At 37.9% G+C, this 9,029-nt stretch carries 8 protein-coding genes; all 8 read right to left on the bottom strand.

Translation table 11 applies throughout. The features are described from left to right. Positions 1-1,860 (bottom strand): hypothetical protein (locus BT127_RS14720; RefSeq protein ID WP_139275564.1); only part of this gene is annotated, 1,860 nt, incomplete at its 3' end. 10 nt (positions 1,861-1,870) lie between these two features. Then, positions 1,871-2,293: a hypothetical protein gene (locus tag BT127_RS14715; protein ID WP_075425731.1), complete on the bottom strand. Its 423-nt coding sequence runs from the start codon at positions 2,291-2,293 to the stop codon at positions 1,871-1,873. A gap of 241 nt (positions 2,294-2,534) precedes the next feature. After that, positions 2,535-4,409, bottom strand: a complete 1,875-nt coding sequence (locus BT127_RS14710; RefSeq protein ID WP_075425730.1) for an ImmA/IrrE family metallo-endopeptidase — start codon at positions 4,407-4,409, stop codon at positions 2,535-2,537. 246 nt (positions 4,410-4,655) lie between these two features. Further along, positions 4,656-5,309 (bottom strand): SOS response-associated peptidase, encoded by a 654-nt coding sequence (locus BT127_RS14705; protein ID WP_075425729.1) that lies wholly within the window; start codon positions 5,307-5,309, stop codon positions 4,656-4,658. 236 nt (positions 5,310-5,545) lie between these two features. After that, positions 5,546-5,998, bottom strand: a complete 453-nt coding sequence (locus tag BT127_RS14700) for a hypothetical protein (protein ID WP_075425728.1) — start codon at positions 5,996-5,998, stop codon at positions 5,546-5,548. Between the two features lie 254 nt (positions 5,999-6,252). After that, entirely contained in the window at positions 6,253-6,597 is a 345-nt protein-coding gene (locus tag BT127_RS14695) for a YolD-like family protein (protein ID WP_075425727.1), read from the bottom strand. Continuing rightward, positions 6,590-7,843: a Y-family DNA polymerase gene (locus BT127_RS14690; RefSeq protein WP_075425726.1), complete on the bottom strand. Its 1,254-nt coding sequence runs from the start codon at positions 7,841-7,843 to the stop codon at positions 6,590-6,592. Before BT127_RS14690 ends, BT127_RS14695 begins: the two co-directional genes overlap by 8 nt. A gap of 255 nt (positions 7,844-8,098) precedes the next feature. Further along, positions 8,099-9,028, bottom strand: coding sequence for a hypothetical protein (locus BT127_RS14685; protein ID WP_075425725.1), 930 nt, complete (start codon positions 9,026-9,028; stop codon positions 8,099-8,101). Position 9,029: the final 1 nt, after the last annotated feature.

Raw genomic sequence — 9,029 nt, 5'->3', positions numbered from 1 at the left:
TGAGAACACCTCGGTATCCTCAAAAACTCCTGCAGCAACTGCGACTTTGAGTCTGCGCTTGTTGGCATGTTTGCCTTTCAGCAGTCCTTTTTCATTTAAATGTTTATTCATTTGCACAACACTCCTTGTTGATATTTTCGGAACGATGATGTTTTTTACCACATCATCCCCAATGTTTATTGATTTATCATTTTCAGCAATTAATATGGTATGACCGTCATCCTTATAATACGGCGGACCATACTGCTTTGTGATAGTCAGTTCTCCTCTGAGAATGGCATTGCTGACCGCTGACTTGAATTCGCGGTATATGATATCACTTATCGTTGATCTTGATGTAGCCTCAGTTCTAAACCAGCTTATCATACCTTTTAGGTTTGAATCAGTAACAATGCCCAGTTGCTTTAATATATGAGCAGTCGCCAAGGTCATTATCATCGTATCTGTAACTACAACATTATTGAAATCGTTGACTAGAAGACGAGCAGCTTTTATTCCGTCGTGCACAAGCTGTCGTGCTGCATCAGGATTATTATATATATACTCCTTAAATGCATAATCGAACATACCGGATATCCGCTGCAAAACAGGAATGTTCTTTGGTATAATATCTTCATTGCTATTGATGTAGTATATGGGGTATTCCTCTGGGATTCTTTCGGGTTTATCTGTTATAAGTATTATGATTTTGCGGGTGTTATCTTCGTTGCCGTTCTCTCCTGTTATATCCCACATTGTTTCTTTGAATGCGTTATCCAGGTTATGACCTTCCTCGAAAATACCCGAGTAGGTTAAGAGGACAGTAACGTCATTAGCAGCTGCAAGCTCATGTCTCACCTTGGTGATACGATCGGTAAGCGCCTGCACAACCGTTGATGAGTAGTTTTTTCGCTTGTTGAGGGCGATAACCGTTTCTCTCACAGAATCATTTGAGTACGAAATGACAAACCCACGATCCGGATGAAGTCCCTCTGCCCCGAACAGGGGCAGTAGAATACTCTCAACACGTACTGTAGTTGCCAGTGCATCTTCCAAGCAGGTTGGCATAGCTTTACGATAGATTGCTACCATCTCCTTGAGAGGAAGATTATGGGACACTATTACATGCTCTTTCACCTCAATGGGGAACAGGTCTTCCAGACCGTGAATCACTGACTCAGCAGATATGTAAGTTGTTACGCCGTTTGGAAGTGTAGCTCCTCCTGCGTGCTTGGGGATCGTCAGAAACTTCTTGTTTGGGCACTCACGAAGAGAACGCAAGAAACTTTCAAAATGCTTCTGTACACTGACGTTGATTCCTTTTCTGGCAAAGGCTGTCTGTCTGCGAAATACTTCTAAGGTTATTTCACCATTGGGAAAAACTAACGGTTTTTCCTTACCATTGAGATATACCACTATAGCCTCGCACTTACCTACAGATATAGGATTACAAATCAATACGAGCGTTACATCTTCTTTCCAAACAAAACTGCGTTTTCCTGTTTTATTGTTGACCTCTTGATACTCAAGGCTGTACTGATTTTTCACCAGTATGTTATTCTCATAGATAGGATCTGTAACCACCGAATCAGGAATAAACTCATCAGTGAAAAACTCATAACCGTTGAGATTATAAGTATCGCTTATGAGCGGAGAGGCGGAGGAGAGCTTCATCGCCTCTTTCTTGATTCCATCCTCTTGAAACTGCTTCAGAACTTCAAGCTGGTACTGCTCCTTATTTTCGTTTAGTACGATCTCAGCTTTTTCAGCAGCAAGTTTGTTTGCCTCATTCTCGATGTATTTATCCAATTCCGCTGCCTTCTGTCCCGCAAATTCAATTTCACAGCCACATTCACATACGAATCTATAGGAGTTTTCCATTACTCTCACCTCACATATCACTGTTGGTTATAGTATGTAAAGCTTTCCTTGCAGATTCCCCCACAAACTCACTAAGTTGGCGTCTAGGGAATCTCAAATCCACGGCTTCCAAAACCTTCACAACATCCTCCTCTTTCCTGACAATGAGGCTGAACATACTTTTACAAGCCGTTGCTATGATTTCAAAGTAACCGTCGTCAGTGATTCCCATTGAAAGTCTATAGGATTTACGCTTTGAATTTCCTTTTTCTTTAATTATGCAGTCCGAACAGTGTTCCGTCAGAGTTTTCATAATGAATTCGACCCCTTCAGAAACATCCTGAGTGTGAAGGGTGGAGTTCACACCGTCAATTTCAATCGAAGAGAGGATATCTCCGTCGGATCCCTCAACCAATTTTACATCACCGATAATTTTAATTTTGTTGTTTGTCATTTTTGACATTCTCCTTTATAAGATTTTCTTGTAAACTTTCTTAAGAACTGCTTACTGTAGTTTATTATAACTCAAATATGTTTTTTCCTCCAGGAAATCAAATTTCTCCCCTGATTTTTCTTGATATTACGAAGAAAGCACCATGTATTTATAATAACACATGGTGCTTTCTCAGCTATATTTAATTTAAAACAGGAAAAAGAATTTCTTGTTAAATCTTATGAGATTCACTGACAATCCTTCAGCCAATTTGGCTGTTTTCACAGTCTGGCTTTTGAAAACAAATCGGTTGCATATCAAAATTACGTAAATATCGATTCCATTCTTCAATTGTTGAATCTGTATTCTCTAGAAGAAAGGTGTATGCAGTTCTTTTCATGCCAATATCTGGTATAGCACCGACAGATTTTTCTATCAGGTATTTGCTGACCTTGGGACCGGTTTCAAGTGCAAGGCAAATCAGCATTACCTTCTCAATAGTATCAGGGCATGATTTATTGCGATAATTCTGTATAGTTCTAGATCCACAGCCTATAAATTCGGCTAAGGCTTCATTCGTGATTTGTGATGTACTCATAACATAGTTTAATGCCGCGGAAAATGTTGTTATCCCATTTTTATGCATTTGATCACACATTTCATGATCTCGTTTTCTTTTCTCTACTTTATTATGCATGAACTCAGCAAGTCCTTGATTCTTTTTCTGTTCATATACCTGTTGTTTATTTTTGCTGATTATTAAGGAACATAAGTAAGCATGAACTTCTAATGGTACTTTCTCATTTATTCCATCTGAAGTTAATAAGGTAAATTTCAAACAGCATTCATCTGCATGTTCACGGGCATAATCTGATAAGTCATATCTTATTTCGTTATTATAAAAAGAATAACTAATATACTTAGGAGAATTAATACAGACAACATATCCAGTAAATACACAGGTTTTTGACTCTATAAGATCAGCAAAATCATTATCTTCCTGCAGTAGCCTTTCATAATTCGTTCTGTAAATAACAAATGTTTCATTATCATTTAGCGTATATGGTTTAAAATAAAAAGGCTTTTTCATATCACCGTCTATTTCAATACAAGTACCGTCAACGAAATCATATCCTAACTGACGGAGACGTTCTTTTACAACATAAGGAGAAACATTATATAGCTTAGCGAACTTATTTACGCACACCTGCATCCTATCACCTAAGTTTTCATAATGTGTCGAAGGATCGTTAGCTATCCTCTCTATCATAGTATCAACTGTGCTTTGAGGGATTGCAAGCCTCATAGCAAGAGCATCTGCCTGCCATTCTGCTATACAGAGTGCTATTTTTGCATCAGTCATACTATCATTGAACGTTACAGTATCTGCCGATGAATTTAAATCAACATGGGTTTGGTCTAATAATGTTAAAACTTTGAAGAACCTTGTATGAAACCACGAATGAACCAATTCATGAGCAATAGTAATCGTCCAACTACCGTCATAAGCATCAAAGTATTTTTTCTTATTGAGAAGGATAGTTCCCGGAATAGCACTGTGATTTTTGCAATTAATCTGTTCATCATTTTCCCTGTAGAAGACTTCAACATCAGTTTCTGTAAGAATAATTCGTCCCAGGCAGTTGTCGGGCAGAGGTGAATAGAAAAATGGCTCCTGTTCTATAAGTCTGTCTACAGAGAGGTGACAGCCATCTGTCATTCCTGATTTCTTATATTTTGCAAACATTTCATTGCCAATACGTTCAATTTCGCTTATAGGGATATTGGGAAGGATAAACTGACTCAAAAGATTATCTGAAGGAAAGTCGTTCTCACTTATATCCTCCACATCGATAACCTTTATGTCTTTTAGTTTCTTTTCAAGATTTCCTGTCAGTGTCAATATAAATGAACGGCTGTCTGTAAAATTGTCTATGGTAATATCAGTTGATATACCAAGCTCATATTCTACATTAAACTGAGCATCGTCATTCGTACATACAAGTGACTTGACAATAGGATTATTTATATAAAAACCATTATTCAATTCATGTTCAAGATGCTCAATAATTGCACCTTTAATAAGTTCAATGTGTTCTCCTATAAAGTAATCTTTTAAGTTGCCATACTGTGCCATAGCCAGTCCTCCTTACATTGATATGCTTTCTATCATTCGGAAGAAAAATAACATTTTCCGATGCAATTACGTTTTTCATGAAAATTCAAATTGAAATTTTCTCAAAAAAGATAACTTTTTGAGAATTTTTGAATTTCATTTTTTTCAAAAAACGTAATCGACATGAAAAGTTTCATTTTTTATAATTTCAAGTATATGAGTTCCCGCTCTTGCGCGGATATACTTAAACGTATTTTTCTACTTAAATTATACGGATGCTTCTTCCATAATTACATCAGTCAAAGCTCTCTCAGGAATGCCGCTTGGGTTCATGTCAGGTTGTACCCAGTCACGAACATCTTCCTGTCTTAGCATCAAAGGCATCCGGTCGTGGATGCTCCTGACAGGTTCCACTGCTTCTCTGGTAATGATCGAGAACATAGGAATCTGCTTTCCACTATGCTCTTCATAACGATATAGTCCTGCGAGAAAAACAATCTCAGCTCCTGCTGTTTGAATTGTAAAGCGAGTCTTTTTTATGTCTCGTTGCTGTCGGAGAGTGTTGTATCCTTCGGCAGTAGGGGAAACGCCCCATTCGTAGTACCAAGAAGCAGGTATGACGCAACGGCGAGTACGCCACGACTCTCGCCATAGGCTCTTTTGTTCGGCTGTCTCGGTACGACAGTTTATTATGGGTTTAGAGGAAGCTTCGCTGGTGAATCCCCATACCATCGGAAACACACCTATATTACCGCTTCTGCCTGAAGCTATAACAGCAGCAACGTCAGTAGGTCTGATGTCTCCGGTCATAGCTGTGCTTCGAGACATCGTCAACATTATCTCGTTCGTCAGAGGCGACTTCTTTGCTCTGGTTATGTAGTTTTCGAGCGTTTTATGATCAGCATAGAACCAAGTACACACGGCTAACACCTCCAACTGTAGTTGCCATTATTATAGCACAGCTGCTCCGAAAAGTAAAGATAGTAAAGGAAACCCGCCCATGAAGGGCGGGCGGTTCATTCAATATTATATAAAGAAACAGGTAGCCGTGCGGACTGCCTGTCATTTTTATAATTACCCTAAAGATCAAGTTCAGGAACACTTGTTGTTATAACGCCATCGCTGTCAAACTCAACGATATCCATTTCGGGAGTTGTTTATTTTTTTCTTCTTTGTGAATTCTTAAACTGCTTTCGTATGACTATCGCCAAAAATACTGTCAGCATAAGCATAAATATGCTGCTCGCAAAGCAAAAGACCGCGTTAACTTTATATTCATTGACTCTGTCGTTGATATAGAAGTTTTCGGGATTGTTTTTATCATAGTGAATAATTACCTCGTCACCTGTTTTTTCTGCTCTGTTGCTTGCATATATAGATCCTTTTTTAAAATATTGATCTGTCTCTACTGCAATATGTTCCTGTATATGACTTTTCTTCCCAAAATAATTAGCCTCATTATATATTACGCCTGTTGTTGTACAGGTACAATTATTCTTTAGCTTTTTATAGATATCGATCTGCCATAATCCTCCAAAAAAGATCAGAACAGCAACTGTGAACGTCATTACTACACACATATTCTTCGCTTTGAAACTTGTTTTTTTCATTTTGATCAATTCTCCTGATGAACTTTGATTAAGAAAAGAATACCTCATGCTTTCTTCATTCCAGAATTATATCACAGCATGAAGAAAAAGTCAATTACAGCAAATTGTAATTCATCTGCTCAGTGAATAGTAATCAATGTTAGAAAATAGCTGCATTGTTTAATGTGGTTACTATTGAAGTATAACAATAAATACAGAGGTAAATAGTTATGCCGCCCCATGTCGGGGCGGCAGCTTGTTATATCATTGAATAATTAAAAAAGAATGTCTTTAGCAAGAAGCTCAATAGAGTATATATCATCGAACGGAATCACGGTCTTAACAACCTTCAATCGGCGATATGGAGTATTGACCTCTGTCACTACACCTTCTATATTAGTATATGCATCGACGTCATAATACCTGATTTTTACAGTGATACCTACACGCAGCTTGTTCAATATATTTGATATAGTCTCGGCTTCATCTTCGCTGAGTTCTTTCTTTGGTTCAGTTATACGCTCCTGCATTCTTACACATTCATAGTATCCCTTCAGAGCAGCAAAAGGAGCAAACTGCATCGCTCTGTCAGCGTGTCGCTGAGTCTTAACATTATCCATTATGTCCTCCCACCATTGTGTTACGCTTCATTCCGGTAGCTTTATCAAACAGGTTAAAGCCCTTGAGAAGGGCGTTCTTTCCGAATTTATGACGGATATCGACCATAGCTACCTCCATCTGTTTCTCTTTTTCATCGTCCTCGGGATCATCAAAGAAGCTAAGCTGCATATCTGGTTCGTATGTAAGTTCGGTAAGGGAGATACCTAACTGTCGGATACCATAGCCTATCTTAACTTTGTCGATATATAGCTTATCAAACGCAGCCTGTATCTTTTTAATGGAGCAGGTGGTTTGTGTAAGCTTCATGGCTCCTCCTGTTGCAGGGATACAATCCTTTGTATATCTGATGTATAGTGATATCCCCTTGGCATAGAGATTATTCTCCACCAGCTCCAGAACCAGATTCTCAACCATTTCCTTCATTACGATACGAGCATTATCAACGTTGTAGTCCTCAAAAAGGATCTGACTGTTCGAGAGTGAACGACTCTTTCCCTTATAATTGTGGATCTGCTCCATTGTACAAGGCTCACGCCCCCAGGCATGGTCTATAAGAAATTCCGCTTTTATACCGAATTCTTTGTAAAGAAGCTCCTCAGGGAGTTCGGTTATACCTTTCATGTCATATACTCCGTATTTAGCAAGTCTTGCAGCAGTACCTCGACCAACGTTCCAGAAGTCCGTAAGAGGCTGATGTTTCCACAAGTATTTCTGATATAGCTCTTCTGTAAGAATACCGATATGCTCAGAAACGTGCTTTGCTACAATATCCATAGCTATCTTTGCAAGATACAGGTTAGTGCCGATACCTGCTGTGGCACAGATACCTGTTTTATCCATAACAGCGTTCATTAGCATCTTTGCGAAGTCCTTAGCCTTGCAGTTATATGTCTTAAGATAAGGCGTAGCGTCGATAAAAACCTCATCGATGGAGTATACATGGATATCGTCAGGAGATATGAATTGGAGGTAGATACCATAGATCTGAGCGGATACCTCAATATACTTACGCATACGGGGCATAGCTATCTCGTATTGTATGTGCTTGGGTATCTCAAATATACGACAGCGGTTCTTGACACCCATCTCCTTTAACGCAGGAGATATTGCGAGTGTTATAGCACCATCGCCTCTGGTCGGATCTGCTACCACAAGAGGAACCTTGAACGGATCATAGCCTCTGGCGACACATTCGACGGAAGCATAGAACGACTTGAGGTCGATACACATATACACTTGTCCCATGATTGCACCTCCAAAAGCAGAACGGATGTTCCTTTGTGTAATTAATCATATCACAGAACAGATGTTCTGTCAATGGGCTGGAGGTTTTTTCTCTTAAATCGTCACAACGCACTATATGTGCGAACATATTTTCGGCAAGATAACCAAAACTATATCACTGCTTAGTATTATGAGCGTAGAATCAAAGAAAACCGCCCACTGGACGGTTTTGAATAATCATGGAAGAATAAATATAGAAAATTACACATATCATTATTAGACATATCTTTTTTGTGGATATTGATGTTTATAGAAGACTTTATTGAAGAATGGTTCGCTTTTTAATAATATGGAAAACTGTTCTTCTTTACAACTGTTTACATTCTGAAACATATTTAAAGCTTCTTCAGCACATTTACAGTATATTTGAAATTCATCAGATGTGTTGTCATTTAGATTTTGTGCGTTTTGTGTTGTAACAATTGGCTCCAATTCTATATTAATTTCTTCAAGTTTTCTTATAATTCGATCATAGTTATTATTTGATTCATTGATACTATTTTTAAATAATAATCTGATGTACTTTTCTAGTTCATGGATTATATCTTTTTCGTCGTTTTTTCTTCCTCCTAATTCCATTATAACTGAAGGCGGATAATACTTACGATTGTTATTACAATCATCATATCTATCCCCAAGTATATGAATATAGTATATTATAGCACAAAAGCTTTCTTTTTGTTTATCATCGCCATTAAAGTCAAAGAATTTGTCTACTGTGTTTTCTAGAATAGGTCTACGATTTTTCCATATTTCATAGTCCTTAGGTGTACTAGTATAATTATCGTAATCCCATCCTCGATGTGTAGGCTTTCTATGGTTTTCTCCGACTCCTGCAATATAATATCCAGGATCTGTGGTTGATTTAGGTAAGCCTTTTATCCCGTACTCTTTAAGTTTTTCGAGTTTATCCTTTCCATTATCACCGCGTTGATCAATTGTAAGATATGAAGCATATTCTATTGCTTCTAGTGCTTTTACTGATTCATCATTATTTTTTAAATCATGCTCATATAATGGAAAAAGAATACTTTCAAGCATGTCATCATGTTTCTTATGGCTTGGAAATGCATAAACATCCTTACTAACAAACGAAAGAACAATTACAGAGATAAATAACATAAATATCATTTTACGAAATTTCATG

Source organism: Ruminococcus sp. XPD3002, from assembly GCA_900119535.1.
In the GTDB taxonomy this organism is placed as follows: Bacteria; Bacillota; Clostridia; order Oscillospirales; family Ruminococcaceae; genus Ruminococcus; species Ruminococcus flavefaciens_H.
Note: the sequence above shows the minus strand (reverse complement) of the source record. Positions and strands in the feature narration are given on the sequence as shown.